The sequence below is a fragment of the Actinoplanes sp. KI2 genome, from assembly GCF_025630775.1.
In the GTDB taxonomy this organism is placed as follows: domain Bacteria; phylum Actinomycetota; class Actinomycetes; order Mycobacteriales; family Micromonosporaceae; genus Actinoplanes.
This window is the reverse complement of sequence record NZ_JAOSZE010000032.1, coordinates 22,733-48,097: the sequence shown is the minus strand read 5'-3', so window position 1 is coordinate 48,097 and position 25,365 is coordinate 22,733. Positions and strand designations below refer to the sequence as shown.

Sequence of the window (25,365 nt, the reverse complement as noted above, 5' to 3'; positions counted from 1 at the left end):
CTCCGGACGGCCGGTCCGGGCCGTCAGTCGATCTGCTCGGTCGGTTCCCCTCCGGAGCAGGTGACCGTCACCGTCACCGGCTCGTTGCCGTGCCGGAAGGTGACCGACGGCGCGGGACCGGGCCCGGCGTCCACCGACTCGGTGTGATAGCCGTGCGCCGGCGACCAGGACAGGATCCGCGCCGTGGTCGCGGTCGTGCAGTCGGCGGTGACCGTGCCGCCCGGCGAGGTCAGCACCCGCGAGGCCGCCGGCGGCGAGGCGGTGGTGGCCGTGGTGGCCGGGGCGGCGGGCGTCGGCGAGGCCGTCGTGGGCCGCACGCCCGGCGAGGACGGCGCGGCCGCCGCGCCCGGCGGGGCGGTGAGGACGGCGCCCGCCGCGGTGGGTGCGCCGGTCGGGCCGGGCTCCTGGGCGGTCGCGCTCGGCGCGACGCCGGCTTGCGACCCCTGCGGACCGGCCGGCGCGCTCACGTGCGCCGAGGCGGGCGGCGCGGCATGCGGGGAGGCGACGCTCGGCGTGCCCGGCTCGCCCCGCCAGATCAGCCACCCGGCCGTGGCCACGATGCCGGCGGCGATCGCGCCACCGGTCAGCCGCATGGCGGCCTGCGCCCATCGGGGGGACCGCTGCCGGATGACGATCGACGGCTCGGCCGGCACCGGGGCACCGGCGACGCCGGGAACCGGCGTGTCCTCGACCGCCTCGAGCCCGGCCGCCCGGGCCAGCCGCCGGGCGACCTCCCGCGCGGTGGGCCGCTCGGCCGGGTCCTTGCCGAGGCAGCTCATGCACAGCCCGATCACCTCGGGCGGCACCGGCGCCAGCGGGACGAGCTTCGGCGGCACGGCGTGCACATGGTTGTCGAGCAGCCGCTCCGGCGACTCGTCGGCCCACGGCGTGTGCCCGGAGAGCATGCGGTACAGCAGTACGCCCAGCGCGTACACATCGGAGGCCGGCGTCACGACATCGTGGGTGAGCCGCTCCGGCGCGACGTAGTTCGGCGTGCCGAACACCGTCTCGCCGGGCCGGCGGGGCAGCACCCGCCCCGCCGCGATACCGAAGTCGACGACCTTGGCACCGGTCGGCGACAGCATCACGTTGGCCGGCTTGATGTCCCGGTGCACCAGCCCGGCGGCGTGCGCGGCGGCCAGCGCCGCACCGACCTCGGCCCCGATCCGCAGCGCGAACAGCGGCGGCACCGCGCCGGCGCGCAGCCGCTCCAGCAGGGTGGGCCCCTTCACTAGCTCGAAGACGACGTACGGGACGACCGATTCGCCGTAGTCGTGGACCTGCGCGACGTTCGGATGCGACAGCACCGCCGCGGCACGGGCCTCGCGCCGGATCAGCGCCAGCGACTCCCGGTCCCGCATGTGCGCCGCCAGCATCTTCACCGCGACCGCCCGGCCGAGCACGGTGTCCTGGGCGCGCCAGACCACCGCCGTCCCGCCGTTGCCGACCGGCTCCGCCAGGCGGTACCGGCCGCCGAGCAGCAGACCCGCGCGCACGACCGCGGTGAGATCGATATCCATCCCCGGCAGTCTGCCGTGACGATCCGAACTTCGCATCCGGTGACCGGATGATTGCTTCCGGTCGCTACGGACATTGCCGCCCGGTGCACGGCGCACGCGGGGCCGGTTCAGCGCCGCTCGCGCAGCGTTCGCGAGGGCGACTCGCCGAACCGCGCCCGGTAGGCGCCGGCGAAGCGCCCCAGGTGGGTGAACCCCCACCGATAGGCCACCTCGGACACGTTCACCTGCCAGGGGTCCGACCGGGACAGCTCGCCGTGCACCCCGTCCAGCCGTAATCGCCGCAGATAGGTCAGCGGGGGCACGCCGACGTGTTGCCGGAACGACTCCTGCAACACGCGCACCCCGACCCCGGCGATCGACGCCAGGTCGGCCGCCGTGTACGGCCGCCACGGCTCGGCGTGCATCGCGTCCAGCGCGCGCTTCACCGTCCGCGGCCGCCGCGGCCCCTGCATTCCTTTCGGCTCGTCGCCGTACGGATGCTCGACGGTCAGCGCGAGCCCGCTGATGACCATGTCCCGCCAGCGGGCCGCCATCCGCGGCTGGGCCACCAGTCCGCCCTCCGCGCACAGCTCCGAGTGCAGCAACCTGGCCAGCGTCACCCAGGTGCGCCCCGGGCCGCCGGCCACGTCGAAGCTCGCACCGAGCAGCAGCGGCGACATGATCTGCTGGTCGAGGGCCGCGTCCAGCTCACGCTCGAGGGCGGCCCGCTCGACCTTCACGCTCATCAGCCGGCAGTCGGCGGGCCACTCGAGGTCGATGTCGCCGACCGGGCGGTAGACCGCCGCGCGGCCCGGCCCGGCCCGCATCGTCGTGCCGCGGTGCCGGGAGCGCAGCGTCCCGGTCAACGGGACCAGCACGTGGTAGGACGTCTCCAGGTCGGCGATCGCCAGGTGGATGTCCGCCCCGTAGCTGATCTCGCCGAGCGTGATCGGGCCGAGCATCACCACGTCCCCGGCGAAGGCGAACCCGCTCGTGTCGCCGACCGGGTTGACCTGCAACGGCCCGTAGAAGAGCTTGCGGCAGAACGCCCGGGCCTCGTCCACGTCGCTCGTCCGCAGAGCGACGTGGACCGGGATGTCCCCCGGGTGGGCGGCAACCATGCCGTCCACCCTAGACCGGAACCTAGGCCCGGGACATCAGGCCGCGACCGCCTCGACCGGCCAGGAGAACTCGGCCACCCCGCCGTCGGGGACATCGATCTGCGCCATCGGGGTCACCGGGTCCCGCCAGACCGTGTACGGACCGGCCGGCAGGCTGTCGATCACCACCGCGAACGACGCACCGCCGCTCACGTAGCGGGCGCGGACCGCAGCGTGCGTACGGTGTGTGGGGTCGGTGACCGGGCTGACCTCGATCTCGTGCCCGTGCAACCGGCCCGGGGTGTGGATGACCAGTGCCCCGATGCCGGCCCCGATGTTGAGCATGACCGTGCCCTGGCCGGACGGCGCCAGCGTGTGGTGGTGGTGCTGATGGTCGTGGCTCACGGGTTGTCGAACCCGTCGAACGGCGTACCGAGGAAGGGGAACTTCTTGAGCAGGCCGGAGCTGGCGTTCTTGATGGACAGCCCCTGCTCGACCAGCCCGGCCGCGGCGTCCGGCTTGAACGTCTCGTCGACCAGCGCGAAGGTGACGCCGGCGATGGCCCGGATCGAGATGGACACCACGTCGTCCTCGATCCGCCGGCCGTTCGGGAAGCCGGCCAGGTCCCCGGCGAGCAGGCCGAACGCCTTCGGGTCCTTGGCCGGCGGGACCGCGGTGTTGAGCCGCAGCATGTCCGCCTTGGTGTCGCCGGTGGCGTTCTGGAAGTTGTCGATCAGCCCGTCCGGGATGCCGGTGAGCAGGATCGCGACCAGGTCGGCGCGGGGCGTGCCGGCCTTGTTCAGCTTGGCCAGGTTGTCGAACAGCCCCGGGTAGAGCACCGGCAGCAGCGAGCCCAGCTCGGGCTTCTCGACGAAGCCGGAGAACCGCTTGTCCTCCGAGGGCGGCAGCGAGTTCCACAGGTCCTTCTGCGCCATCGGCACGATGACCTCGTTGAACAGCGGGTTGCCCAGCCGGGAGACCTGCACCTGCGGTCCGACCTCGACGTCCGCGTTCTTCTTGTCGCCCTGGCGCACCTGCACCTGGCGGCGTGACGCCGACGTCCAGATGCCGATCACCGCGCCCGGGTCGCGCCCGCGCACCGACTTCTTGCCGCCCCGGCGGACCGTCGCGAGCGGCACCTGGATCGCGATCGAGTGCACGTTCAGCTTGTCGGTGGCGTTGACCGCCTTGCCGGCGTAGTTGAACAGCGTCTTGCCGACCAGGTGCTTGTCCTGGAACGGGCGCAGCGTGCCCAGGTCGAAGATGGCGCCCAGGTCGACGAAGAACGCGTCGGCGCGCTGGCCGGCGAACACCTTCTCGCCGGTCTTCAGCTTCTTGACCGCGTCCGCGGCGAGCTTGTCGTAATCCGGGATGGAGATCTTGCCGACGTTGCACGGCGGGCAGGGCAGCTTCGAGTGCAGCACCGTGCTCTTGCCGTGCGCGTCGACCTTGGTGACCGAGTAGAACTGCCGCCGGTTCCAGTTGGGGTCGTCCAGCGACTTGATCTGGCCGGTGTTGTACAGGAACGTGTTGTTGTTACGCAGCTCGGTGCGGAACCGGAACTGGTAGGTCAGGTCCGGTCGCGCGTCACCGTTCGAGTCGATGTGGATCTCGTAGAGGACGTCGTCGCCGAACTCGAAGAAGTTCGGTCCGCTGGCCGGCAGCTGCAGCGGGACGTAGTTCGCGATGATCGTCACGGTGTCCGGGTCGTCCGGGCTGACGAACGCGTACAGGTCGGAGGAGTCCGCCACCGGATCCTTGCTGATCTCGGGAGCTTCACGATGCGAGGACATTGGGAAACCCCTTTCAGCGCTTGACGGCTTTGAGCAGGCGGGCGGCGAGCTTCTTGTCGGTCAGAGTCGTCTTCGACCCACCGGAGAAGATGTCGAAGGTGCCTTTCGAGGCATCCCGCAGCGAGATCACCAGCGGCTGACCGTCGTCCTTCGCGGCGGTCTCGCCGGCCAGGCTCAGCCCGGTGACACCGGCGACGGACGCTCCGACACCCGCCGTAGCGGCGATGGCGAGGACCCGGCGGCGGGACAGGCGACTGACCGCCCGACTGCCGTAACGAACGCGACTCATGCTCGGCCTTTCGTCATTTTCTTGCGGAAGGTCTTGGGGGGCTTGCAGCGTCGACGCCCATCAGTACGAGGGTCGAACCCTTGCGGTTCAACGGTTTTCGCGTCTCCGCCGGAGAAACCCACCAATTAAGGCGTACGCAAGGAAACCGGCCGCCACGAGCAGCGCACCCGCGACGAGTCCGTGACCGAGCGTCACCTTGCTCTGGTCACCCACCGGAGTGATCGCCTGCTGGGTCTGCTCGGCGGCAGCCGGCGTGGTGTCCGCCTGCTCCGGCGAGGCGGCGGGCGCCGCGGCCGTCGTCGCCCGGGCCGCCGGCGACTTCGACGCGGCCGCCTTCTTGGTGGCCACCGGCGCGGCGCCGGCCGCCGTCGCCGGCTTGAAGACCAGATCCGAGCACGAGTAATAGGTGTCTGCCGTGCTGGACGTCTGCCACACGATGTAGAGGATGTGCCGCCCGGTCCGGTCCGACGGCAGCTTCACGCTCATCTGATAGGACCCGTTCGACAGCGGCGGGTCCTTGATCTCCGCGAGCTTGCCGCCGAGGTCGCCCCACGTCAGCTTCTTCGACGGGTCGAACCCCTGCTTGGTGAGATAGATCCGGAAGCTTCCCTCGTGCGGCAGCGTGGCCCGGTACTTGATCGGCAGCGTCTTCCCGGCGGACACCGTGGTCGACGGGAAGTCGTCCCGCGCGAGATCGAGCCCCTTGAACGCGGCCAGGCCCCCGCTGCACAACTTCCCGTCCGGCACGAACTTGCGGTCGTCCCCGTTCACGTTCGGCACCCGCAGGTTGTCGAACGTGCCGAACGGCCCGCCGTTGGCCGCCCGCGCCGCCTTGCACGCCGCCGTCCCGGTCGCGGTCCCGCCGCCCGCCGCGCACGCGGCGCTCCGGCTGATCGGCGTGGTGGGCGCTCCGTGCGCGAAGGTGGGCACGGCCAGAAGCAACGGCGGCAGCAGCCCCGCGGCTGCGGCGGCGGCCAAACGGCGAATCATCACGACGTCTCCAAGATCTGCAGGGCAAGCTCCGCAGCCAGAGATACGCAGATCCGTGGTCGACCGTTCACCTTTGCGGCCGGTGTGATTGCATGGCGGGGATCGAACGAACCGGAGGACAAACATGGACAAGCCCGAGATCGGCCCGATCCAGGGCGACCCGCCGGCCGACCTGGTGGTGGAGGACATCACCGTCGGCGACGGACCCGAGGCCGCCCCCGGCCAATACGTCACCGTGCACTACGTGGGCGTCTCGCACTCCACCGGCGTGCAGTTCGACGCCTCCTGGGACCGCGGCGACGCGTTCGCCTTCCCGCTGGGCGGCGGCCAGGTCATCGCCGGCTGGGATCAGGGCGTCCAGGGCATGCGCGTGGGCGGCCGCCGCAAGCTGACCATCCCGCCGCACCTGGGCTACGGCTCCCGCGGCGCCGGCGGCGTCATCAAGCCCAACGAGACGCTGATCTTCGTCGTGGACCTGCTGGGCGTTCAGTAATAGAAGGTGAGGCGGGCCGCAGGCTTTCCGAGAAGTTGCGGTCCGCCTTCCAGCAAAACCAGACGCATACGGTACGAGTCGGCACCGTCCTCGACCGCAGCGGCGGCCGAACCCGCGTTTCCCGCGAGCCGGGCGTGGGGTTGCGCCCGCGCGGCGACCGCCGGGCTGAGCTGCCGGGCCGGGCTCCCGGCAGTTCCGATCAGCAGAACAGTGACAGGTCGATCGACTCGGCCATGGCGCGCTGGCCGGCGATGTTCGGGTGCAGGTGGTCGGCCTGGTAGGCGGGCAGCACCTGACTGGGCAGCTGCGGGTCGCGGATCGCCGCGTCGAAGTCGGCGACCCCGTCGAACACCGGGGTACTGCGCACCCAGGCGTTCACGGCCTGCCGGGTGGCCTCCTGCTCGGCGGTGAAGCACCCCGAGTCACACCCGTACGGCGTGATCGTCGCCCCGATCACCCGGATCCCGGCCCGGTGCGCCCGCTCCGCGATCGTCCGCAGCCCGGCGATCAGATCCGGCGCCGTCGCGTGGTAGCCGATGTCGTTGATCCCGTCGGCGAGGATCAGGTAGCGCGCGCCGGTCTGTTCGCGCACGTCCGCCTTCTCGCGCTTCAGCCCCGAGATGCTGGTGCCCGCCCCGCAGCAGTCGGTCCGGTCGGTGAGCACCTGGTTGCCGCCGATCCCCTGGTTGAGCACGCCGTACCGGCCGCCGAGCCGGGCGCCGAGCACGTCGGTCCACCGGTCGTTGCCGTTCCACGTCGTGTACGCCCCATCGGTGATCGAGTCGCCCAGCGCCACGATGCTCCCGCGGGCACCCGGGCCCGGCCGCACGTCGACGCCGTCCAGCCAGAACCACGAGCCCACGTACCCGGTGAACGCCGCGCTGCCCGCTCCCGCCTGGTTTCCGGCCGCCACGAACTGCGTCCCCTGCGCCGCGTCGTGCCCGGTGATCGCGGCCGCGTCGCCGCCCGAGGTCACGTACACGTCGACGGCCAGGTCCTGCCCGTACGCCACGGCCAGCGGAACCGGATCGCTGACGACCGACTCACCTTTCCTGACGGTCACCGCTCCGCGGCCGTGAAAGGTGACCCGCCGCTGGGTCCCGGCCACCAGATCGGCCGCGCCCGAGGCCACCGCCCGGGCCACCCCCACGGCCCCGAAGGCGACGTCCGCCGCCCCGAACGTGTTGGACAGCCGCACCCGCAGCGCCGATCCCCCGATCGTGGGATGAACCAGCATCCGCACCGTCTGCGCCGCGAACGTCGGCCCGGCCTCCCGCTGCGGGCTCGTCGACCAGGCCCCGGCCCACCCAGCGGCGGCCGACGCCTCCCCCGGCAGGACCAGTCCCGCCACGGCCGCGAGCATGCCGACCAGGATGGAATTTACGATTCTCGATGTCTTGGGCATGCCATCGATCGTCGTCGAACCGCTTCGACAACACAACCCCACGCCTCGGCCCTCGCACACCGGCGAGATGAGAAAGTGATCTGTGATCGACTACTCCAGCCTGACCCGGCTCTACGGCGGCTCCGTCGAGCGGGCCGGAAACGCCTACCCGGTCGCCGTCCAACCGCTCCCGCACGGCCGGCTGCGCGTCGCCGACAAGCCGGTCTCGTGCGATGCCGCCCTGCTCGCCCTGGGGCTGCCGCACCTCGAGCGACTCCGGGCCGCGCGGCCCGCCCTCCACGACGGCGGCCTCCTCTGCTGGGTTCGCACCGACGAGAACGGTGTGCTGGCCGCGCCCGGCGGCTACTTCGACATGCTCGCCACCTGCGACGCCATCCGTGCCGAGCACCTGGCGGCGGGCGGCGATCAGCCGCTGCGGAGCAGGGCGCACGCGGTGGCCGGGGACCCGCTCGTGTCCGGTGCCGGGCGAGCGGCCGGCATCGGCGTCTCCGTGCTGCTCACGGTCGCCGGCCAGGATGACGGGCTCACGGTGGCTGACCGGGATGACGCGCTCACGGTGGCCGGCCAGGATGACGGGCTCACGATGGCCGGCCGGGATGACGGGCGACCACGCCGGTTCGTGATCGGCCGGCGGAGCCGGAGCGTGGCGACCGATCCGGGAATGTGGCACGTCGCCCCGTCCGGCATGCTCGAGCCGGACGCCCAAGGGCGGCACTGGGAGACGACCGTGTCGCGGGAGCTGGCGGAGGAGCTCGGCGTCGAGGTCGGCCCGGCGGAGGTCGCCCGGCGCGCCACCGTGCTCGGCATCGCGCACGACCTGCTGCGCCTGCGTCCGGATCTGGTGTTCCGGCTCGACCTCACCCCGGCGGAAGCGCGGGCAGTGACCGCCGGCGACGGCGAGTTCGCCGATGTTCAGCAGGTCGAGCTCTCGGCCGGCGGCATCGAACGGTTCTGGACCGCCCATCCCCCGTCGGTGCTGACGCCCGCGGCGGCCGGCGCTGTCGCCCTGCTGGAGGGCGCGACAAACGCCGAGGGCGCGACCACGGCGCGGGCCTGACCACGGCGCGGGCCCGACCACGGCGCGGGCCCGACCACGGCGCGGGCCCGACCACGGCGCGGGCCTGACCACGGCGCGGGCGTGACCACGGCGCGGGCCTGACCCAGGGCGGGGGCGTGACTAACGGCGTGGGCGACTGACGGGCGGGCGGCACGGGGTTCGGGCCGGAACAGGGGCACTACCCTGTTCCGGCCCGTTTCCCTCTCCCCCGGGCTCCGGCTCCAGCGGTTCCCCGATCGGCGTCACCGCACCCCCTTGAGCGCGACGCAGCCCGGCTCGTCCGGCAGCAGCGGCCGGAACGTGATCGACCACTGTTTGCCGCCGCTGGTCCACGGGGTGATCACCGTGGAGTTCTGGGCCGCGGCCAGCACCTTGTCCTTCTCCGCGCCGGTCGCGGTCACGCAGCCGATGCCCAGGTTCGCGCTCAGCATGTCGCCGGGCAGCGCCGGGCCGGGCCACGCCTGCGGCCCGGTGGGCTCGGCGGCCTGCGGCGGCACGTAGGGACGGGCCAGCACGGCGACCGTGGTGGGCTGGTAGGCGACCGGCGCGGACACGCCGTCGGCCGCGGTCAGACCTTCGACCTTCTTCACGTACGCGGCCAGCTTGGTCCGCGCGGTGCGCTGCGCCTCGGTCAGCCGCGGGTCGGTGGGGCGGGCCTCGCTCAACGCCACCACGCTGACCGACTGGTCGCCGACCGTCACCCGGGTGGACGGCGCGTCGGCGATGTTCGGGCTGCCGAAGTCGGCGCCGTTGCGCACGCCCGCCGCCTGGCCCTCGCGGACGAGCTCCTGCACGTACTCCGGCGTCAGCATCTGCTCCTGGATGTTGGGCAGCGAGCGGGCCGGATAGATCATGGTGTGTGGTCCCTCGGTGATCAGCCGGCCGTCGCCGTAGACGCTGACCTCGGGGATGCGGCCGAGGTTGTGCTCGGCGGGGACGAAACCGCCGAACGACTCGACGCGTATCACCAGCGCGTCCGCGGGGACGGAGGCGCTCTCGGTGGGCTGGGTGTCCGTCGCGCCCGCCGGCTGGTTCCCGGCGCAGGCGCTGATCAGGAACAGGGGAACGGCTGCGGCAAACAGGGTGCCGCGGAGACGAGTCATGCCGGTTGGACGAGGCGGGCGTACGAAAGGTTCCGGCTTGTCCGCGGATTTCGTCAGAAAAGGCGGCCGGAGGTGACGGAGCAAAAGGTGGCCGGCCCCGGGGACGGGACCGGCCACCCTCATCGGGGGCGGGGCGAAAAGCTATTTGACCGAGCCGAGGGACAGGCCCTGCACCAGCTTGTCCTGCGCGGCGAAGCCGGCCATCAGCACCGGCAGCGAGACCACGAACGCGGCCGCGCACAGCTGGGCGAGGAACAGCCCCTGGCTGGTGACGAAGCTGGTCAGGAACACCGGCGCGGTCTCGGCGACGGTGGCGGTCAGCACCCGGGCGAACAGCAGCTCGTTCCAGCTGAAGATGAAGCAGATCAGGGCGGTGGCGGCGATTCCGGGCATGACCACCGGGGCGATCACCGAGCGCAGCGTCTTGCTCAGGCCGGCGCCGTCGACCGAGGCGGCCTCGAGCATCTCCACCGGCACCTCGGAGAGGAAGGAACGCATCATCCACACCGCGATCGGCAGGTTCATCGAGGTGTAGAAGACGATCAGCAGCCAGATGTTGTCGAGCAGCCCGGTCTGCTGCGCGAACAGATACAGCGGCAGCAGGCCGGCCACGATCGGCAACATCTTGGTGCTGAGGAAGAAGAACATCACGTCGGTCCACTTGCGCACGGGCTTGATGCTCAGCGCGTACGCCGCCGGGAAGCACAGCACGAGCACGAGGGCCGTCGATACGAGGCTCGCGGTCAGGCTGTTGAGCAGCGGCGGCCACGGCGACGCGCCGCCGGAGAAGAACTCGCGGTACCCGTCGAGGGTGAGCGGGGCGAAGACCGAGGGCGGGTTGGTGGCCGCGTCCGCCTCCGAGTGGAAGGAGGTGAGGACCATCCACAGCACGGGCAGCACGAACAGGATCCCGACCACCCACGCCAGCAAGGACAGCCACGGCCCGCCGCGGTCCTTCTTCTTGGGCGTCGAGGGGGCGGTCGAAGGGGGCGTGGTGGGTGCAGCGACGGCGGTCATCGGCCGGCCTCCTGCTTGAACAGCGACGAGACGGTCCGCAGCGCGAACGTCGCGATGATGATCGTGCCGAGGACCACGATCACGGCGGCCGCCGAGGCCCGCCCGTAGTCGTGAGCCTGGTAGAAGATCTGGTAGATCGTGTACGGGAGGTTGGCCGTGCCCAGGCCGCCGGACGTGATCGTGAAGACCGCGTCGAAGTTCTGCACGATGTAGATCGACCCGAGCAGCGCGCCCAGCTCCAGGTACTGGCGCAGGTGCGGGAGCGTCATGCTGTAGAAGATCTGCCAGCTGCCGGCGCCGTCGATCCGGGCCGCCTCGACCACGTCCAGCGGGCGCCCCTGCAGGCCGGCGAGGAGGATCAGCATCATGAACGGGGTCCACTGCCAGACCAGGGCGAAGATGACCGCCCACAGCGGCATGTTGCTGATCCAGTCGGGCTGCGGCGGATTGTTCGAGCCGAACAGGTGCCACACCCAGGTGATCGCGCCGTTGAACAGCCCGTACTCCGGGTTGTAGAGAGCGTGCTTCCAGAGCAGGGCGGCGGCGACCGGGACGACCAGGAACGGCGCGATCATCATGGTGCGCACCGCGCCGCGGCCGCGGAACTTGCGGTCGAGCAGCAGCGCGATGCCGAGCCCGAGGAGCAGGCTGAGGATCACCACGCCGGCGGTGAGCCAGATCGTGGTGAGCACCGCGTCCCGCATGTTGATGTCGGTGAAGACCCGCTTGAAGTTGTCGAAGCCGGCGAAGCCGACCTCGTCGGGGTAGTAGGCGTTCCAGTTCATGAACGAGATGACCAGGGTGGCCACGAACGGCAGCTGGGTCACGACGATCATGAAGACGAGGGCGGGCATCAGCGGCGCGCGGCGGGCCCACGCGATGCTGCGGGAGCTGCGCGACGGCTGCGGTTGGACCTCGGTCTGCGAGGTGGTCTGCTCGGCGACGGAAGTCATTGGTCTCACCCCTGTTCCCGGGACTGGTACCGCTCGGCGACGTCCTCCGCCAGCCGCTGACCGCGTTTGAGGGCCTCCTCGACCGACATCTGACCGGCGATCGCCGAGCTCACGTACTGCGAGACCTGGGTGCCGAGGTCGGTGAACTCGGGGATGTCGACGAACTGGATGCCGATCGCGGGCCGCGGCTGCACGCCGGGGTTGCGCGGGTCGGCGCTGGAGATGGCCGCCTCGGTGGGCGCCGCGAACGACTGGGCCACGGCCAGGTAGTCGGGGTTCTTGTAGGTCGAGGCCCGCTTGCCGGCCGGGACGCTGGACCAGCCGATCTGCTTGCCGACGAGCTCCTCGTACTGCCGGCTGGACGCCCAGGAGATGAACTTCCAGGCGTTGTCCTTCTTCTGGCTGGCCTGCTGGATGCTCCACGACCACGCGTACAGCCAGCCGGAGCTCTTGGTCTTGTCGACCGGCGCCGCGACGTAGCCGATCTTGCCCTTCACCGGGGACTTGTCGGCCTCGAGGGAGCCGGCCGCGCTGGTCGCGTCGTACCACATCGCGGTGTTGCCCTGGACCATGTTGTTGAGGCACTCGGTGAAGCCGGCCTGCGGTGCGCCGTTCTCGCCGTGCGCGCGGACCAGGTCGACGTAGAAGTTGGTGGCGGCGGTGAACTCGGGCGCGTCCACCTTGGGCGTCCAGTCCTTCTCGAACCAGGTGCCGCCGAACGTGTTGACCACGGTGGTGAGCGGGGCGAAGACCTGGCCCCAGCCGGGCTGACCACGCAGGCAGATGCCGCGCATGCCGGGCTGCTTGTTGTCGATCCGGGCGGCGATGTCGGCGACCTGCTGCCAGGTCGGGTTCTCCGGCATGGTGAGGCCGGCCTGCTGCAGGACGTCCTTGCGGTACATCAGGAACGACGACTCGCCGTAGAACGGCTCGCCGTAGAGCTTGCCGTCGTCGGCGGTCAGCGACTGGGTCATCGGCGGCAGGATGTCGGCCTGGTCGAACTGGCTGTCCGCCTTCGTGTAGTCGTCGAGCGGGGCGATCCACTTCGACTTCGCGTAGATCGGGATCTCGAAGTTGCTCAGCGAGGCCACGTCGTACTGACCGGCCTGGCTGGAGAACTCCTGGCTGATCTTGTCGCGGACGTCGTTCTCCGGCAGCACGGTGAAGTTCACGTGGATGCCGGTGGTCTTGGTGAAGTTGGCCTCGGTGAGCCGCTGGAGGTCGATCATCTGCGGGTTGTTGACCATCAGCACGTTGATGGTGTCGGGCCCGCCCCCGCCCGGGCCGCCGCCCCAGCCTGCACATCCGGCTGCGGTCACGGCCAGCGCGGCGGTGGTGAGAACGGCCAGCGCGGACCGGTGATGTACGCGGGACATCGGGCCTCCCCATCGAGGCTGTGACGCGGGTAACACAACGGCCCCAGTAGATGCCTGAGATCACGCAATGTCAACCGTTCGTCACATTCGGCTGGCCGAACGTCCTACTACGACACCACCCGAGCGGACCGGCCCTGCACCTCCACCACATCGCCGGGGTGCAACTGGCGGCCACGGCGGGTGTCCACCTCCCCGTTGACGGTCACGTCGCCGGACGCAATCAGGATCTTGCCCTCGCCGCCGGTGTCGATGAGATCCGCCAGCTTGAGGAACTGTCCGAGTCTGATCATGTCGCCGTCGATCGCCACGTCACGCATCCGGTCATCATCGCGGACGACCTGAGAAAAGCCGAAACCCGCGAAGCGAGAAATCTGTGCGGGGTGTTGAACCATTCGCACGCCGATTACGAACTACCCCTCGTGAGGCACTTCCACCTGGCCCGCCGAGCGGGCGTACCCGCACTTGCCGCGGCGGTCGGCGCCCTGATCGCCGGCCCGGCGCTCGCCGACGCGACGGTCTCCCCCACGACCTCCGTCCAGGGCAGCGGCGACAACCTGACGTTCCACGTCACCAACACCGGGACCGCGCCGCTGGCGACGGTCACCCTGAAAATTCCGGACGACACCCCGGTGGCGGAGGCCTATCCGCTGTCGGTGGACGACTGGGCCCCGAAGATCCAGATGAAGACGCTGTCCACGCCGTTGACGACCGAGCACGGCCTGCAGGCGACCCAGACCACGTCGTCGATCACCTGGCTCGCGGTCGGCGGGCACCAGCTCGCGCCGGGGCAGTCCGCCGATCTCCCGATCGCGCTCGGACCGCTGCCGACGCTGAGCTCGATGCAGTTCACCGTCAGCGCGACGTACGCGAACGGCACGCCCGCTCCCGCGATGCCGCCGGTGTCCCTGACGCTCACGCCGGCCGCACCCGGTCAGGCCGTGACCGGCCACGATCACGGCGGCGCGGCGGCCACCGACCCGGACTCGGCGGCGGAGGACGCGGAGTTCAAGAAGGCCGTGGACGACGCGACCCGCGGCCCGTCGATCCTGTCGATCGGCGGCTGGGCGATCGCCGGGCTGGCCCTGCTGGCCGGCGCCGTCTACTTCCTGCGCGGCCGGCACCGGGCGACCGACGAGGACGACGAGCCCGAGGACGAGCAGCCCGAGGCCGCCGCCGAGCCGCAGAAGGACGAGAAGGAGCCGGTGACGGCCGGGAAGTGGAGCCTGAAGTAGAGAGACTCCCGCGCTGGTGGACGTGGGAAAGTGTCGTGCTGATGCGCGTGGGGCGCGGAACACGACCGGCGAGTGGGGTCCATTGGGCATGGCCCGCGACTCGCGGACGACGGGGTGGAAGGGGTTCGGCCCTTCCACCCCGTCGCGCTGAGAGCAAAAGGTCAGACGGACACCGTACGCGGTGACCGCAGCGCCTCGATGATCTCCTCCTGGACCCGCTCGGCGTCCTCGTGCGGGACCTGGCAGGTGCCGGCCGCGACGTGCCCGCCGCCGCCGTAGCGCAGCATCACCTCGCCCACGTCGACCGGCGAGGTGCGGTCGAGGATCGACTTGCCGCAGGCGAAGACCGTGTTCAGCTTCTGCCGGCCCCAGAGCACGTGCACCGACACCCGGGACTCGGGGTACAGCGCGTAGACCATGAAGCGGTTCCCGGCGTGGATCACTTCCTCGTCGCGCAGGTCGACCACCACGACGTCGCCGTGCAGCGTGCTGACCCGCCGGAGCTGGTCGACGAACAGGTCGTGCTGGGCGTGGAACAGCTCGGCGCGCTCGGCCACGTCCGGCAACCGGAGGATCTCCTGCACGTCCTGGATCTCCAGGCACGCGTCGATCAGCTGCATCATCAGCTGGTAGTTGGAGATCCGGAACTCCCGGAAGCGGCCCAGCCCGGTGCGGCTGTCCATCAGGAAGTTCAGCAGCGTCCAGCCCTCCGGCCCCAGGATGTCGTCCAGGTCGTACTGCGCCGCGTCGGCCTGGTCGACGGCGCGCATCAGCTCGTCGGAGACCTTCGGGAAGCGTGCCCGGCCGCCGAAGTGCTCGTAGATCACCCGGGCCGCCGAGGGCGCCTCGGCGTCGATGATGTGGTTGTCGAGGTTCCCCTCGTTGCGCAGCGTCTCCGAGTGGTGGTGGTCGAAGACCAGGTGCGCGCCGGGCGCGTACGGGAGATTGGTCAGGATGTCGTTGCCGGTGACCTCGACCTCGCCGTCCTGCACATCCTTGGGGTGGACGAACTTGATCTCGTCGATCATGTCCAGGTGCCGCAGGAGTACGGCGCAGACCAAGCCGTCGAAGTCGCTCCGGGTCACGAGCCGGTACTTCACGAGTCCCCCTGGGGTGTGAGCCGAATACTTGCAGTTTGCCACCTTTGTCGTCGTGGCCCTGCTCGCATCGAGGGATGAACTGAACGTGTGACACGTGAGCTGCGTAGTGTTTCGACGGATAGTCACAACGGTCGGAGGACTGGCAGACGATGGACAACGTTCCGCAGCTCATCCAGGAACGCAGCGCCCCACCCGCCACACTGGTGATCTTCGGCGCCTCGGGTGACCTGACCCGCCGCAAGCTGCTGCCGGCGGTGGAGAGCCTCGCCCGGCACAACCGCCTCCCCGGCGAGTTCGCGCTCGTCGGCGTGGCCCGCACCCCGATGGGCGACGACCAGTTCGCCGCCAGCGCCCTGGGCGGCCGCAGCCTCGCCGACAAGCGCCAGCTGCAGGGCGGGATCCGGTACGTCTCCGGCGGCTACGACGACCCGGAGACGTACAAGCGCCTCGGCGAGGTCCTCGACGAGCTCGACGCGGCCCGGGGCACCAGCGGCAACCGCCTGTTCTACCTGTCCACCCCGGCCGAGGCCTTCGAGCCGGTGATCAACGGGCTGGCCGGGGCCGGCCTCAACCACGCCCGCGAGGGCTCCTTCTCCCGCCTGGTCATCGAGAAGCCGTACGGCCGCGACCTGCCCAGCGCCCGCGAGCTGGACGGCATCGTGCACGCCGCCTTCGACGAGCCGAACGTCTTCCGGATCGACCACTACCTGGGCAAGGACACCGTGCAGAACGTCCTGGCCCTGCGCTTCGCCAACTCGATCTTCCAGCCGATCTGGGACCGCTCCTGGGTCGACCATGTGCAGATCACCGTGGCCGAGACGCTCGGCGTCGGCACCCGCGGCGGCTTCTACGAGCACGCCGGCGCGATGCGCGACATCGTGCAGAACCACGTGCTGCAGGTCCTCGCGCTCGCGCTGATGGAGCCGCCGGCCTCGTTCGACGCCGAGGGCCTGCGCAACGAGAAGGTGAAGCTGCTGCAGGCGATCCGGCTGCCCACCCACCGGGACATCGCCGACCTGTCGGTACGCGGCCAGTACACCCGCGGCGGCACCCGCGAGGACCTGATGGCCGGCTACCGCGAGGAGGCCGGCGTCGACCCGCTGTCGCGCACCGAGACGTACGCGGCGATGCGGCTCAACGTCGACAACTGGCGCTGGGCGGGCGTGCCGTTCTACGTCCGCACCGGCAAGCGGCTGCCGGCCCGGGTCACCGAGGTGGCGCTGCAGTTCCAGCGCCCGCCGCACCTGCCGATCCCGAGCGACCAGCTCACCGGCCTCGAGGCGGACGCGCTGATCCTGCGGATCCAGCCGAACGAGGGCATCTCGCTGCGCTTCGGCGCCAAGGTGCCGGGCCACTCGTTCCGGGTGCGGACCGCGAGCATGGATTTCTCGTACGAGCAGACGTTCGCCGAGGAGTCCCCCGAGGCGTACGAGCGGCTGCTGCTGGACGCCCTGCTGGGCGACCCGACGCTGTTCATCCGCACCGACGAGGTCGAGCAGTGCTGGCGCATCGTCGACCCGATCATCGAGCACTGGGCGAACGACCCGTCGCCGATCCCGACCTACGAGGCCGCCTCCTGGGGTCCCACCGACGCCGACCGCCTCATCGGCCGCTCCGGCCGCAAGTGGCGCAACACCGTCGACTAGCCGGCCCGCTCGCACGGCGGTCGATCGGCCCCGATCGACCGCCGTGCGTGGGCCTATCGGTGGCCGGTTCCGGGCTGATCGATCGAGGCACCCGCCGGTCCTGCCGCCTACCGTTATGGATCATGAAATACCGGGCCCGGACTCGTCTCGCGCCGGCCGTCGCGACGCTGCTCCTGGCGGGCGGGCTCACCGCCGCTTGCGGCTTACCCGTGCCGGTCGACGACCACAGCCGGCCCGCGGGTGCACCTCCGTCGTATCCGACCGAGGGCCGGCCGACGCGAATCGCGATCCACCACGACATCTTCGAGGCCAAGCATGTCGGGTACACGGCCGACGGCGGCCAGTTCTTTCTGACCAGGCCGTTCGAACTGGGCACCGCGGGCGGGAACGACACCCGGGACTTCGTCGCCCTGTACCTCTTCGACGCGCAGGGCCGCTTCCGCAAGGCTGAGATCGATGCCTTCCCGGAGAGCGACCCAGGTCACTCGAGCGCCGAGCAGAAGATGTATCAACAGAGGCTGCGGGAACTGGGCAAGGTGCGGTTCGACGACATCGTCGTCGAGCCGTTCTCCGTGCAACGGTTCGGCCTGACCTTCGGGCTGGTCGCCCGGGCGCCGGAGACCGCCGACGACACCTGGTGGGTCACCGCCGAGCCCGGCGACTACATGGCCTTCGCCCCGCCCTGGGACCTCGGCGAATACGACACCTGACGGCGGTTCAGCGGGGTGCCGGGGGTCGATCCCGTACCGAAAAGGCGCGGAAGTCGGCCGCCTAGGTCTGGTTCGCCAGTGCCTCGGCCATGATCTCCAGGAGGGCGGAGACGTCCCCGGCGGGGGCGACCGGGAACGGCTCCGGGTCTTCGCAGCGGTCCAGCAGCAGCTCGAAGAGGGCGGCGCGGTGCACGATCTCGGCGGCGTCGATCGCGCCGGGCAGGATGCGGATCTCCAGGGTGTCGCGCTTCGGGCGGTCGGTGAGCAGCTGCGTGAGGTTGACGTCGAAGTACTTGGTCAGGCCGCCCTCGCGGGCGGCCTTGCGCAGCTCGTCCGCCGACGGCGTCGCCCGGTCGGCGGCGGCCACCAGCTCCGGCGGGAGCGGGGCCAGCCGGCGGCACGCGGGGTTGGTCTGCAGCAGCTCGCGCAGCGCCTCGCGGTAGTGCGCGGCCAGCAGCACCACGTTGGCCAGGGCGCGCGGCGCGCGGAACGGGGCGCCGTCGACGTGCAGGTGCACCGCGGCCTCCCGCGGGACCGTGAAGCCGAGCTCGCGGGCCGGGCCGAGCAGCTCGTCGAGGGCCTCGAGGTGGCCGGCGGCGATCGGCGGCGTGACGATCTCGCAGGGGCGCTCGCGCTCGGCACCCTGCGGCGCGGCGAGGGCGATGGTGGCGCCGGACGGGTCGTCGAGGCGGATCACGTCGCCGACCGTCTCCGTTTCCACGCCCCACAGCGCGGCGACCGGGTCGAGCACCCGGTCCAGCGGCGCGCCGGGGTCGCAGTGCTTGGCCAGCAGGGCGATCACCCGCGGGTCGTCGCTCAGCACCCGGTACCAGCCGGGCTGGGCGGGGGTGCGCGGCTGGAGGTCGTCCAGCAGCGTGATGTCGTCGACCAGGGTGCACAGTGGCGTGCCGTCGGCCCGCAGCACCTCGAAACCCTGGGTCAGGTGCAGGAACCGCCCCAGGCCCGGGACCAGGGACGGTTCGCTGTCGGAGTGCCAGACCGGCCGGATCCGGCCGCCGAGGCGTCCGGCCAGGTCGTACGCGAGGCTGCGCCGGCTGCGGCCCGGTGGGGCCATGAGCTCGATCTCGAAGCCGGTACGCCGGCGCAGTCGGGGGGTCACGGCTGGATCGGCAGCGTCTGACCGGCGAGAATGCGCTTCCCACCCTCGACCTTGGCGTCGTACGCGGTCTTCAGGTGCCAGAGCTTGGCCAGCCTGGCCGCGTCGTCGACGCTGTAGCCCTTGTTGAAGAAGGCCGCGACCTGCTTCGCCTCCTTGGCCTCCTTGACGTTCGCCGGCTTCGGCTTGACCGGCAGTGTCTGGCCCGCCAGCAGCTTCTTGCCGGCCATGGTCTTGGCGTCGCTCGGGTCGGAGAGGTGCCAGATCTGGGCGAGCCGCACGGCCTCCTCCCAGGTGTAGCCGGCGTTGAAGAACGCGGCCAGCTGGGCCTGCTCGGCCTTGGTCGCGGGATCGTTCGGGTCCGCCGTCGGGTCGGGTGAGTTCGGCGTGGCCGCGAACGGCAGCGTCTCGCCGGCCAGCAGCCGGCGACCGGCCTCGGCCTTGATGTTGCCGATCTCGGCCTTGACGTGCCACAGCACGGACAGCCGGACGGCGTCCTCGTAGTCGTAGCCCGCGTCGAAGTAGGCCTGCCAGTACCGCTCCAGGTCGGCCTGGCTCATCGACGGGATGGTCGACGGCGCGGCGGACGTGGGGACGGCCCCGGCGGGAAAGCTGACGGTCGACGTGTTGCGGGCGTTGCCCGGAAGCAGGTTGGGCAGCGACACCACCCCGGCCACCGCGACGGCGGCCAGCACGGAGCCGCCTGCCACCTGCAGGCCCCGGCGACGGCGCTGGTACTTGGTCGACAGTTGCTGCACCCGGGCGAAGACGGCGGCCGGGTCGGGAGTCTGGTTCTCGTGTGTCTCGAAGGCCTCGCGCAGCTGATCTGCGTGGTCGGTCACGACTTCTCCTCGGCATTGATACGTTCCCGCTCCGAGAGACGGAGCGTCCTGAGAGCCCTCGAGGCATGGCTGCGCACCGTGGCCGGCGCACAGCCGATCAGATCCGCGATCTGCTCGTCGTCGAGCTGCTCGTAGTACCGCAGCACGAGCACGGCACGCTGCTTGCGGCCCAGCGTCGACAGCCGGGCCCACAACGCGTCCGCTTCGACGACTCCCTCGGCGTGGTCGACCACTCCGCCCCGGGCGTCATCGAGATCGACGAGACGTTCACCCACCGCGTGCACGTGCCGGAACTGCCAGCTGCGCCGCCACGACAGGTATTCGTTGAGCACCATGCGCCGCACGTACGCCTCGGGCGAGTCCGACCCGCTGATCCGCCGCCACCGGGAGTGTGCCCGCGCGAGCACTTCCTGGACGACATCCTGCGCCAGATCGCGGTCGCCGGTGAGGACGACCGCGTAACGCAGAAGGGATTGCAGCCGGGCCATCGCGAATTCCTCGAAGGTCACGCTCTCTACGACGGTCGCCGGATCCCGTTTGTGCAGTCGCATGCCGGAAACTTTTGCAGGGGGTCGCAAACTCAGGCCTGTTTGCGCGCGGACAGCACCTCCAGGGCCCGGGCGGCGTGCTCCTGCATGTTGGTCTCGGAGTGGATCACCTCGAGCACGGTCCGGTCGGTGTCGATCACCAGGGTGATCCGGCGGGTGCTCAGCGGGCCGAGCGGGAGCCGCCGCTTGACGCCCAGCCGGCCGGCGACGGTGCTGTCCGGGTCGCTGAGCAGCGGGTAGTCGAAGCTGTGCTGGTCGGCCCACTTCTTCTGCTTGTCCGGCAGGTCGCGGCTGATACCGACCCGCTGGGCGCCGGCCTCGCGGAACTCGGCGGCCAGGTCGCGGAACGTGCACGCCTCGGCGGTGCAGCCGCTGGTCATCGCGGCCGGGTAGAAGAACAGCACGACCGGCCCGTCGGTCAGGAACCCGCTCAGCGACCGCGGCACGCCGTCCTGGTCGGGCAGCTGGAAGTCATCGATCACGTCGCCTTTGTTTGCCATGGCAAGCAAGTTACTCGGTCTTACCGGCGAGTAACAGATGGCCCGGTCATCCATGCCGGATGATCCGGCATCCGCCGTTGTCCGAAAGGCTGATTCGGATCTCTGCGTCCGGGAGGGGACGGCGATGGCAGAGTCCGGCACGACCACCACTGAAGAAGTGGGTGCCCCGCAGAAGCTCACCTTCATGACGATGACCGCGATGGTGGTCGGCTCAATGGTGGGTGCCGGCGTGTTCTCGCTGCCCAGGCGGTTCGCGCAGGAGACCGGCGTGGCCGGGGCGCTGATCGCGTGGGTGATCGCGGGCGCCGGGATGCTGATGCTGGCGTTCGTCTTCCAGTACCTGGCGGTACGGCGGCCGGATCTCGACGCCGGCGTCTACGCGTACGCGAAAGCCGGTTTTGGTGAATATCTCGGTTTCTTCTCGGCCTTCGGCTACTGGGCCAGCGCCTGCGTGGGGAACGTGACCTACTGGGTACTGATCATGAGCACGGTCGGGGCGATCGCCCCGGCGCTCGGCGAGGGCGACACGATCCTGGCGGTGGCGCTCTCCTCGATCTGCGTCTGGATCTTCTTCTACCTGGTGCAGCGCGGCGTCAAGGACGCGGCGGTGGTGAACCGGATCGTCACGATCGCGAAGCTCGTCCCGATCATCGTGTTCGTCATCCTCGCCCTGTTCGCGCTCGACCCGAAGGTGTTCGCCGACAACTTCACCGGCAACGCCGACGTCGGCTCGCTCTTCGAGCAGGTGCGCGGGACGATGCTGGTCACCGTCTTCGTCTTCCTCGGCGTCGAGGGCGCCAGCGTGTACTCGCGGCACGCCGAGCGGCGGGAGGACGTCGGCCGGGCCACCGTGCTGGGCTTCCTCAGCGTCTTCGCGATCTTCGCGTCGGTGACGATCGTGTCGTACGGGATCCTGCCGTACGCGCAGATCGCCCAGCTGCGGCAGCCGTCGATGGGCGGTGTCCTGGAGGCCGCGTACGGGACCTGGGGGAACGTCTTCGTCAGCGTCGGGCTGATCATCTCGGTGCTCGGGGCGTACCTGGCCTGGTCGCTGATGGCGGCCGAGGTGCTGTACGTGGCGGCCAAGGACAAGGACATGCCGAGGTTCCTCGCCGTCACCCGGCACGGCGACGTGCCCTGGAACTCGCTGCTGCTGAGCACGATCCTGATCCAGGTCGTCCTGATCGTCACCTACTTCTCCGAGGACGCCTTCAACTTCGCGCTCGATCTGACCAGCGCGCTGACCCTGATCCCGTTCCTGCTCGCCGCCGCGTACGCGCTGCGGCTGGCCAAGGGCAAGTACATCGCGATCGCGGGGCTGGCCACGGTGTACACCCTCTTCCTGCTCTTCGCCGCGGGCCTGAAGTTCGTGCTCGTCTCGTTCATCGTGTACGCCCCCGCGACGGTGCTGTTCGTGATGGCCCGCCGCGAGCAGGGCCGCCGGGTGTTCTCCCCGCGTGAGCTCCTCATCCTCGCGGTCTCCGTGGCCGGCGCGATCGTCGGGATCGTGGCGCTGGCGGCCGGCTGGATCCGCATCTGACCTGGAAGGGAAAAGCATGAACAGCCACGGCGTCTACTCCGAGGTCGGCACCCTGCGCAAGGTCCTGGTCTGCGCGCCGGGCCTGGCGCACCGCCGGCTCACCCCCACCAACGCCGACGACCTGCTCTTCGACGACGTCATGTGGGTGGAGAACGCCCAGCGAGACCACGCCGACTTCGTCAACAAGCTGCGCCAGCGCGGCGTCGAGGTGCTCGAGCTGCACGAGCTGCTGGCCCAGACGATGGCGATCCCGGACGCCCGCTCGTGGCTGCTGGACCGCAAGATCACGCCGAACGAGGTGGGGATCGGGCTGGTCGACGCGACCCGGGGCTTCCTGGAGACGCTCGAGCCGCGGCAGCTGGCCGAGTACCTGATCGGCGGGCTGGCCACCTTCGACGTGCCGGACGACTTCCGCTCCGGCTACGTGGCGCTGGCCCGGGAGTCGACCGGCGTCCGCGAGTATCTGATGCCGCCGCTGCCGAACACGCTCTACACCCGGGACACCACGTGCTGGCTGTACGGCGGGGTCACGCTCAACCCGCTCTACTGGCCGGCCCGGCACGACGAGACGCTGCTGATGAAGGCGATCTACCGGTTCCACCAGGACTTCGCCGGCAACACGGTGTGGTGGGGCGACCCGGAGAAGGACTGGGGGCAGGCCACCTTCGAGGGCGGCGACGTGATGCCGGTCGGCAACGGCGTGGTGCTGGTCGGGATGAGCGAGCGCACCTCCCGGCAGGCGATCACCCAGGTCGCGGCGGCGCTGTTCGAGGCGGGCGCGGCCGAGCACGTGGTGGTGGCCGGCATGCCGAAGCTGCGGTCGGCCATGCACCTGGACACGGTCTTCACCTTCGCCGACCTCGACGTGGTGACGCTCTACCCGACGATCGTGGACGCGATCCACACGTTCTCGCTGCGGCCGGGCACCGGCGAGGCCGTCGACGTGACCGACCACGGGTCGACACCGTTCGTGGACGTGGTGGCTTCCGCTCTCGGGCTTCCCTCGCTCCGGGTGATCGAGACCGGCGGAGACGTGTACGCGTCGGAGCGGCAGCAGTGGGACAGCGGCAACAACGCGGTCGCCCTCTCCCCCGGCGTGGTCTTCACGTACGACCGCAACACGCTCACCAACACACTGCTGCGCAAGGCGGGTATCGAGGTCATCACGATCGTCGGGGCGGAGCTCGGGCGCGGGCGCGGCGGCGGCCACTGCATGACGTGCCCGCTCATCCGGGACGCCGTGAAATTCTGACCATGTCGATCACGTACGAGGCGCTGGCCCTGTTCCTGGCCCTCGTGGGGCTGTACAGCCCGATCGCGGCGCTGTCGTCGTACCTGCCCGTGGTCCGGCCGTTCGACCACGGGCGGCAGGTTCGGCTGGCGGTCGGGCTGGTCGTCAACGTGGCGGTGTTCGTGCTGGCCGCGATCTGGGTCGGCGATCCCCTGCTGGAGCTGCTGGGGATCAGCCCGGCGGCGCTGACCGCCACGGGTGGTATTGCGCTGATCTTCGCCTCGGTGCCGATGATGCGCGGCACGGCCACGGAGATGGAGCCGGGCCCGGCCAACGCCGCACCGCCCGGCGCCTCCGTGCCGGCCGCCGCTCCGGAGGACTCGCGCTCCGAGGAGGAGAGCCCGGCGCGCAACTGGCGGAGCACGCTGTTCTCGCCGATCACGTTCCCACTGACCGTCGGCGGGGCGACGTTCGCCATCTCCGCCGCGACCTCCGCCGACGTCGGCTCCACCCACGGACGGGTGCTGCTGTCGATCACCGCCGTCGCCTACGGGCTGGTCACCGGGGTGACCCTCTACGCGTCCGGGCACGTGGAGAAGCGGATCTCGCCGCAGGCGAGCAAGTTCCTCGACAAGATCGCGGGCATCCTGCTGACCTGCATCGCCGTGATCCTGCTGACCAATGGCTTCACCGACCTGGTCATGGCACGCATCGGAAGGAGCTGACCTGATGAGCGAGCCGGCCACACCCCCTGGCCCGGCGGAATCGCGGCGGCCGTCGGCCGGGCTGCTGATCGCGGGCGGCGTCGTGCTGCTGCTCGTCGTCGGGGTCGTGGGCGGGCTCATCGGCCGCGCCTCCGCCTCGGGCGACCAGTCGGCCGAGGCCACCTGCACCGCCACGGAGGTCGCCGACCACGTCCTGCCCTCGGTGGTCACCGTGCTCACCTCGAACGGGTCGACCGGCGGGAACGGGAGCGGCGAGGTGGTCCGGGACGGCGGTTACGTGCTCACCAACGACCACGTCATCTCCCCCGCCGGCCCGGCCGGGACGATCAAGGCGCAGTTCAGCGGCGGCCAGACCGTCCCGGCCACCGTGGTCGGCCGGGCCCCGCGGGTCGATCTCGCCGTGCTCAAGGTGGACCCGCCGGGCGGCACCCCGCTGATCGCCATCGGCAAGTCGGCGACGTTGCGGGTCGGCCAGCCGGTGGTCGCGCTCGGCGCCCCGCTCGGCCTCACCGGCACGGTCACCGCCGGCATCGTCAGCGCGCTCGGCCGCGACGTCCCGGTGCCCGCCGACAACGGGGTGACCGCGATCCTGCCGGGCGCGGTGCAGACCGACGCCTCGATCAACCCGGGCAATTCCGGCGGCCCGCTGGTGAACTGCGCCGGCGACCTGATCGGGGTGAACACCGCGATCGCCACCGTGCCGAACGCCGCCGGCCAGGCCGGCGGCGGCAGCGTGGGCATCGGCTTCGCGATCCCGGTCGACGTGGCCATGGTGGTGGCCGACGAGCTGATCGCGCACGGCTCGTACACGCCGCCGTCGATGGGCGTCGAGGCGGTGCCGGTGTCGCCGGCGGTGGCCGAGCAGTTCGGCGTGCCGACCGGGATGTACCTGCGGGTGGTCACGCCGGGCGGGCCGGCCGGCCGGGCGGGTCTCGAGGAGGGCGACATCGTCACCGGGATCGACGGCCGGCCGATGAACAGCCCGGAGAGCCTGTTCCTGGCGGCCGTCGGCAAGAAGCCGGGCGACCAGGTCAAGGTGCAGTACAGCCGGGGTGGGACGGCCGGGACGGCGACGGTCACGCTCGCCTGAAGATCCACC

26 protein-coding genes are annotated in these 25,365 nt (G+C 70.7%); 9 read left to right on the top strand and 17 right to left on the bottom strand.

What is annotated here, in order from left to right; genetic code table 11:
* Positions 1 to 23: 23 nt before the first annotated feature.
* The 6 genes from ODJ79_RS30655 to ODJ79_RS30630 form a co-directional block, all read right to left on the bottom strand.
* Positions 24 to 1,520 (bottom strand): serine/threonine-protein kinase, encoded by a 1,497-nt coding sequence (locus tag ODJ79_RS30655; protein WP_263027097.1) that lies wholly within the window; start codon positions 1,518 to 1,520, stop codon positions 24 to 26.
* A gap of 107 nt (positions 1,521 to 1,627) precedes the next feature.
* Complete coding sequence (locus ODJ79_RS30650) at positions 1,628 to 2,620, bottom strand: AraC family transcriptional regulator (protein WP_263027096.1); 993 nt, start codon at positions 2,618 to 2,620, stop codon at positions 1,628 to 1,630.
* A gap of 36 nt (positions 2,621 to 2,656) precedes the next feature.
* Positions 2,657 to 3,004: a phospholipase gene (locus ODJ79_RS30645; RefSeq protein WP_263027095.1), complete on the bottom strand. Its 348-nt coding sequence runs from the start codon at positions 3,002 to 3,004 to the stop codon at positions 2,657 to 2,659.
* The gene (locus ODJ79_RS30640; protein WP_263027094.1) at positions 3,001 to 4,392 is read right to left on the bottom strand and encodes a DUF4331 domain-containing protein; all 1,392 of its coding nucleotides are present in this window, start codon (positions 4,390 to 4,392) and stop codon (positions 3,001 to 3,003) included. Before ODJ79_RS30640 ends, ODJ79_RS30645 begins: the two co-directional genes overlap by 4 nt.
* Positions 4,393 to 4,405: 13 nt before the next feature.
* Positions 4,406 to 4,681, bottom strand: coding sequence for a hypothetical protein (locus ODJ79_RS30635; RefSeq protein WP_263027093.1), 276 nt, complete (start codon positions 4,679 to 4,681; stop codon positions 4,406 to 4,408).
* Between the two features lie 87 nt (positions 4,682 to 4,768).
* Positions 4,769 to 5,671: a lytic polysaccharide monooxygenase gene (locus ODJ79_RS30630; RefSeq protein ID WP_263027092.1), complete on the bottom strand. Its 903-nt coding sequence runs from the start codon at positions 5,669 to 5,671 to the stop codon at positions 4,769 to 4,771.
* 124 nt (positions 5,672 to 5,795) lie between these two features.
* Between ODJ79_RS30630 and ODJ79_RS30625 the strand changes: the two genes are divergently transcribed.
* Complete coding sequence (locus ODJ79_RS30625; RefSeq protein WP_263027091.1) at positions 5,796 to 6,164, top strand: FKBP-type peptidyl-prolyl cis-trans isomerase; 369 nt, start codon at positions 5,796 to 5,798, stop codon at positions 6,162 to 6,164.
* A 199-nt stretch (positions 6,165 to 6,363) separates the two neighbouring features.
* On the opposite strand, the gene ODJ79_RS30620 is transcribed toward ODJ79_RS30625, so the two are convergent.
* Positions 6,364 to 7,569 carry an SGNH/GDSL hydrolase family protein gene (locus ODJ79_RS30620; RefSeq protein ID WP_263027090.1) on the bottom strand — a complete coding sequence of 402 codons (1,206 nt, stop codon included), beginning with the start codon at positions 7,567 to 7,569 and terminating at the stop codon, positions 6,364 to 6,366.
* An 82-nt stretch (positions 7,570 to 7,651) separates the two neighbouring features.
* Between ODJ79_RS30620 and ODJ79_RS30615 the strand changes: the two genes are divergently transcribed.
* Positions 7,652 to 8,626, top strand: coding sequence for an NUDIX domain-containing protein (locus ODJ79_RS30615; RefSeq protein ID WP_263027089.1), 975 nt, complete (start codon positions 7,652 to 7,654; stop codon positions 8,624 to 8,626).
* A 242-nt stretch (positions 8,627 to 8,868) separates the two neighbouring features.
* Here ODJ79_RS30615 and ODJ79_RS30610 read toward each other — a convergent pair whose 3' ends face one another.
* The 5 genes from ODJ79_RS30610 to ODJ79_RS30590 form a co-directional block, all read right to left on the bottom strand.
* Positions 8,869 to 9,729, bottom strand: a complete 861-nt coding sequence (locus ODJ79_RS30610) for a hypothetical protein (RefSeq protein WP_263027088.1) — start codon at positions 9,727 to 9,729, stop codon at positions 8,869 to 8,871.
* Between the two features lie 141 nt (positions 9,730 to 9,870).
* Positions 9,871 to 10,746, bottom strand: a complete 876-nt coding sequence (locus tag ODJ79_RS30605) for a carbohydrate ABC transporter permease (protein WP_263027087.1) — start codon at positions 10,744 to 10,746, stop codon at positions 9,871 to 9,873.
* Positions 10,743 to 11,699: a carbohydrate ABC transporter permease gene (locus ODJ79_RS30600; protein WP_263027086.1), complete on the bottom strand. Its 957-nt coding sequence runs from the start codon at positions 11,697 to 11,699 to the stop codon at positions 10,743 to 10,745. Before ODJ79_RS30600 ends, ODJ79_RS30605 begins: the two co-directional genes overlap by 4 nt.
* Before the next feature lie 5 nt (positions 11,700 to 11,704).
* The gene (locus tag ODJ79_RS30595) at positions 11,705 to 13,075 is read right to left on the bottom strand and encodes an ABC transporter substrate-binding protein (protein ID WP_263027085.1); all 1,371 of its coding nucleotides are present in this window, start codon (positions 13,073 to 13,075) and stop codon (positions 11,705 to 11,707) included.
* A 107-nt stretch (positions 13,076 to 13,182) separates the two neighbouring features.
* Positions 13,183 to 13,392, bottom strand: coding sequence for an RNA-binding S4 domain-containing protein (locus tag ODJ79_RS30590; protein WP_263027084.1), 210 nt, complete (start codon positions 13,390 to 13,392; stop codon positions 13,183 to 13,185).
* A 102-nt stretch (positions 13,393 to 13,494) separates the two neighbouring features.
* On the opposite strand from ODJ79_RS30590, the gene ODJ79_RS30585 reads away from it, so the two are divergent.
* Positions 13,495 to 14,307: a DUF1775 domain-containing protein gene (locus ODJ79_RS30585; protein WP_263027083.1), complete on the top strand. Its 813-nt coding sequence runs from the start codon at positions 13,495 to 13,497 to the stop codon at positions 14,305 to 14,307.
* A gap of 161 nt (positions 14,308 to 14,468) precedes the next feature.
* On the opposite strand, the gene ODJ79_RS30580 is transcribed toward ODJ79_RS30585, so the two are convergent.
* On the bottom strand, positions 14,469 to 15,407 hold the full coding sequence (locus tag ODJ79_RS30580) for an exopolyphosphatase (RefSeq protein ID WP_263027082.1): 939 nt from the start codon (positions 15,405 to 15,407) through the stop codon (positions 14,469 to 14,471).
* A gap of 149 nt (positions 15,408 to 15,556) precedes the next feature.
* On the opposite strand from ODJ79_RS30580, the gene zwf reads away from it, so the two are divergent.
* On the top strand, positions 15,557 to 17,053 hold the full coding sequence (gene zwf, locus ODJ79_RS30575; RefSeq protein WP_263027081.1) for a glucose-6-phosphate dehydrogenase: 1,497 nt from the start codon (positions 15,557 to 15,559) through the stop codon (positions 17,051 to 17,053).
* Positions 17,054 to 17,175: 122 nt separating this feature from the next.
* The gene (locus ODJ79_RS30570; RefSeq protein WP_263027080.1) at positions 17,176 to 17,763 is read left to right on the top strand and encodes a hypothetical protein; all 588 of its coding nucleotides are present in this window, start codon (positions 17,176 to 17,178) and stop codon (positions 17,761 to 17,763) included.
* A 61-nt stretch (positions 17,764 to 17,824) separates the two neighbouring features.
* Here ODJ79_RS30570 and ODJ79_RS30565 read toward each other — a convergent pair whose 3' ends face one another.
* The 4 genes from ODJ79_RS30565 to ODJ79_RS30550 are packed head-to-tail and all read right to left on the bottom strand — an operon-like array spanning position 17,825 to position 20,770.
* Entirely contained in the window at positions 17,825 to 18,883 is a 1,059-nt protein-coding gene (locus ODJ79_RS30565) for an amidoligase family protein (protein ID WP_263027079.1), read from the bottom strand.
* Complete coding sequence (locus tag ODJ79_RS30560) at positions 18,880 to 19,722, bottom strand: hypothetical protein (RefSeq protein WP_263027078.1); 843 nt, start codon at positions 19,720 to 19,722, stop codon at positions 18,880 to 18,882. Before ODJ79_RS30560 ends, ODJ79_RS30565 begins: the two co-directional genes overlap by 4 nt.
* The gene (locus ODJ79_RS30555) at positions 19,719 to 20,273 is read right to left on the bottom strand and encodes a SigE family RNA polymerase sigma factor (RefSeq protein ID WP_263027077.1); all 555 of its coding nucleotides are present in this window, start codon (positions 20,271 to 20,273) and stop codon (positions 19,719 to 19,721) included. The genes ODJ79_RS30560 and ODJ79_RS30555 overlap by 4 nt, the downstream gene beginning before the upstream one ends.
* A gap of 29 nt (positions 20,274 to 20,302) precedes the next feature.
* Complete coding sequence (locus tag ODJ79_RS30550) at positions 20,303 to 20,770, bottom strand: peroxiredoxin (protein WP_263027076.1); 468 nt, start codon at positions 20,768 to 20,770, stop codon at positions 20,303 to 20,305.
* A 124-nt stretch (positions 20,771 to 20,894) separates the two neighbouring features.
* Between ODJ79_RS30550 and ODJ79_RS30545 the strand changes: the two genes are divergently transcribed.
* The 4 genes from ODJ79_RS30545 to ODJ79_RS30530 are packed head-to-tail and all read left to right on the top strand — an operon-like array spanning position 20,895 to position 25,356.
* Positions 20,895 to 22,310: a basic amino acid/polyamine antiporter gene (locus ODJ79_RS30545; protein ID WP_263027075.1), complete on the top strand. Its 1,416-nt coding sequence runs from the start codon at positions 20,895 to 20,897 to the stop codon at positions 22,308 to 22,310.
* Positions 22,311 to 22,326: 16 nt separating this feature from the next.
* Entirely contained in the window at positions 22,327 to 23,562 is a 1,236-nt protein-coding gene (locus tag ODJ79_RS30540; RefSeq protein ID WP_263027074.1) for an arginine deiminase, read from the top strand.
* 2 nt (positions 23,563 to 23,564) lie between these two features.
* Complete coding sequence (locus tag ODJ79_RS30535; RefSeq protein WP_263027073.1) at positions 23,565 to 24,266, top strand: MarC family protein; 702 nt, start codon at positions 23,565 to 23,567, stop codon at positions 24,264 to 24,266.
* 4 nt (positions 24,267 to 24,270) lie between these two features.
* Positions 24,271 to 25,356 (top strand): S1C family serine protease, encoded by a 1,086-nt coding sequence (locus ODJ79_RS30530; RefSeq protein ID WP_263027072.1) that lies wholly within the window; start codon positions 24,271 to 24,273, stop codon positions 25,354 to 25,356.
* The last annotated feature ends 9 nt before the right edge of the window (positions 25,357 to 25,365 follow it).

What these genes read in the sequence shown, in the direction of transcription:
- ODJ79_RS30655 (WP_263027097.1), bottom strand. Translation starts at nt 1,520, where the DNA reads ATGGATATCGATCTCACCGCGGTCGTGCGCGCGGGTCTGCTGCTCGGC.
- ODJ79_RS30650 (WP_263027096.1), bottom strand. Translation starts at nt 2,620, where the DNA reads ATGGTTGCCGCCCACCCGGGGGACATCCCGGTCCACGTCGCTCTGCGG.
- ODJ79_RS30640 (WP_263027094.1), bottom strand. Translation starts at nt 4,392, where the DNA reads ATGTCCTCGCATCGTGAAGCTCCCGAGATCAGCAAGGATCCGGTGGCG.
- ODJ79_RS30635 (WP_263027093.1), bottom strand. Translation starts at nt 4,681, where the DNA reads ATGAGTCGCGTTCGTTACGGCAGTCGGGCGGTCAGTCGCCTGTCCCGC.
- ODJ79_RS30630 (WP_263027092.1), bottom strand. Translation starts at nt 5,671, where the DNA reads ATGATTCGCCGTTTGGCCGCCGCCGCAGCCGCGGGGCTGCTGCCGCCG.
- ODJ79_RS30625 (WP_263027091.1), top strand. Translation starts at nt 5,796, where the DNA reads ATGGACAAGCCCGAGATCGGCCCGATCCAGGGCGACCCGCCGGCCGAC.
- ODJ79_RS30620 (WP_263027090.1), bottom strand. Translation starts at nt 7,569, where the DNA reads ATGCCCAAGACATCGAGAATCGTAAATTCCATCCTGGTCGGCATGCTC.
- ODJ79_RS30610 (WP_263027088.1), bottom strand. Translation starts at nt 9,729, where the DNA reads ATGACTCGTCTCCGCGGCACCCTGTTTGCCGCAGCCGTTCCCCTGTTC.
- ODJ79_RS30605 (WP_263027087.1), bottom strand. Translation starts at nt 10,746, where the DNA reads ATGACCGCCGTCGCTGCACCCACCACGCCCCCTTCGACCGCCCCCTCG.
- ODJ79_RS30600 (WP_263027086.1), bottom strand. Translation starts at nt 11,699, where the DNA reads ATGACTTCCGTCGCCGAGCAGACCACCTCGCAGACCGAGGTCCAACCG.
- ODJ79_RS30595 (WP_263027085.1), bottom strand. Translation starts at nt 13,075, where the DNA reads ATGTCCCGCGTACATCACCGGTCCGCGCTGGCCGTTCTCACCACCGCC.
- ODJ79_RS30590 (WP_263027084.1), bottom strand. Translation starts at nt 13,392, where the DNA reads ATGCGTGACGTGGCGATCGACGGCGACATGATCAGACTCGGACAGTTC.
- zwf (WP_263027081.1), top strand. Translation starts at nt 15,557, where the DNA reads ATGGACAACGTTCCGCAGCTCATCCAGGAACGCAGCGCCCCACCCGCC.
- ODJ79_RS30570 (WP_263027080.1), top strand. Translation starts at nt 17,176, where the DNA reads ATGAAATACCGGGCCCGGACTCGTCTCGCGCCGGCCGTCGCGACGCTG.
- ODJ79_RS30555 (WP_263027077.1), bottom strand. Translation starts at nt 20,273, where the DNA reads ATGCGACTGCACAAACGGGATCCGGCGACCGTCGTAGAGAGCGTGACC.
- ODJ79_RS30550 (WP_263027076.1), bottom strand. Translation starts at nt 20,770, where the DNA reads ATGGCAAACAAAGGCGACGTGATCGATGACTTCCAGCTGCCCGACCAG.
- ODJ79_RS30545 (WP_263027075.1), top strand. Translation starts at nt 20,895, where the DNA reads ATGGCAGAGTCCGGCACGACCACCACTGAAGAAGTGGGTGCCCCGCAG.
- ODJ79_RS30540 (WP_263027074.1), top strand. Translation starts at nt 22,327, where the DNA reads ATGAACAGCCACGGCGTCTACTCCGAGGTCGGCACCCTGCGCAAGGTC.
- ODJ79_RS30535 (WP_263027073.1), top strand. Translation starts at nt 23,565, where the DNA reads ATGTCGATCACGTACGAGGCGCTGGCCCTGTTCCTGGCCCTCGTGGGG.
- ODJ79_RS30530 (WP_263027072.1), top strand. Translation starts at nt 24,271, where the DNA reads ATGAGCGAGCCGGCCACACCCCCTGGCCCGGCGGAATCGCGGCGGCCG.